This window comes from Marinobacter halodurans, assembly GCF_004327985.1.
Classification (GTDB): domain Bacteria; phylum Pseudomonadota; class Gammaproteobacteria; order Pseudomonadales; family Oleiphilaceae; genus Marinobacter_A; species Marinobacter_A halodurans.
The window spans coordinates 1-1513 of the sequence record NZ_SJDL01000119.1; the positions used below are offsets into that span (position 1 = coordinate 1).

Here is a 1513-nt window from a genome sequence, read left to right on the forward strand (position 1 = left end):
GCGGCCAGGGCGACTTTGGATTTGAATGATGCGCTGTATTGCTTGCGTTTCTTGCTCATGATTCTCCTCCTTGTGGAGATGATGAATCAGAGCTCAGGCACCTGTCCAAATTTCGGGGTCCACTTCATACGGCTCAAATTTGGGACAGCTGTAACAAGCGACTGGATGCGGCAACCCGCAAGAGTTTGCGGTCCCGCAGCCGCCAACTTCGTTGTCACTTTCTGGGTCAAAGACAGGGCCGCCCGACGTCACCGTCCCCCTGGAAATAATTTTCCCTTTAAAGGGCGCAGCGAGAACCATCATCTGGGCCCCAATTTTCTTATCAAGCGCGTCGATAGTCGCGTTTCTCAACTGCACATAATGAGAGATCGTCTGGGTTGTCTCGTGATCAAGCATCTGTGCAACAACGAAAGGATCTTCCCCATCCTCGATTGCTTCCGTAGCAAGCGTGTAACGAAATCGCCGAGGAAAAATTTTTATGGGCTCTCCAGTCTTTTCGCTCGGCACCTGGAGCTGCCCTACAGTTTGCTTTAGGATATTGCGAAGAGAGGATTTATCGAGCTTTAACAGGCCTTCCTTCAAGACGAAATGCCTTTCGTTTTCCGGGTCAATGAGACCGATCCTGGAAAGATCACGGTTGTCTGTCTTTGAGGAGATCTGTTCAATAAGAATTTGGACGGCGCGCCCGAGACCAGAGGAAATCTGCCTTTTTGAGAATAGGGTGCGTGGCTGCGTTCCCTGCTTGGCACGAGGCATTAGTACATAGGTTCTTGCCCACTCGAATTTGAAATCAGACAGCCTCAAATGGCCTGCCTGCTCAACCCTTACCCCCAACTCATACAGCAGTCTCGTCACCACAAACTGGAAAAGCGTAACCTCACCGTTTTCGAGTGCATTATTCAGTGCTTTGAATAATGTTGCTGATTCAGACCGCGTGAGCGGTCCATCTTGATGCCCCCTCATCATTACCGCTTCTGACTGGGGAGCTTGTTTTAGTTTTTCCTGAGCAATCAAGTTCGCATCGTGCTGGCTTGGAATTTCGATCTGAAGTTCAAGCCATTCCTTAACTAACGAGCGAATCTGGCTGAGCTTGTATTCCTCTCGCGGCCCCAGCCGAATCTTTTGAGCAACGAACCACGAATGGTCGATGATTTCACCATTGGTGAGACTCGCTGATGCCCTTTTGAGAGCATGGACATAGGATTTCACAGCTCCGCTAGATACTCGCTCAGCAATTGACGCCAGCACGAATCTAAGACTGATGGGCATCTGCGAGATCTCGGTGAAATCAAGCCCTTCTAAGTAGACACCGCTTCTTTTGTCATTGCTGGGCCTCAGAGTCCAAACGTCTCTTGCAGGGTAAGCGTTCATTTCAGGACGTTCTGCCACCCCGCTGAGATTCGCCCTACAGTAACCTCACATTTTCCGACACGAGGTTACCCCCATGAGAAAGCACCGCACACCCGAACAGTGGCAGACCCTGGTTGATCAGCAGCGTGCCAGCGGCTTGTCA

General features: G+C 50.8%; 1 protein-coding gene. It reads right to left on the minus strand.

What is annotated here, in order from left to right; all coding sequences use genetic code 11:
• Positions 1–93 precede the first annotated feature (93 nt).
• Positions 94–1389, minus strand: coding sequence for a site-specific integrase (locus EZI54_RS23660; protein ID WP_131484304.1), 1296 nt, complete (start codon positions 1387–1389; stop codon positions 94–96).
• Positions 1390–1513 lie beyond the last annotated feature (124 nt).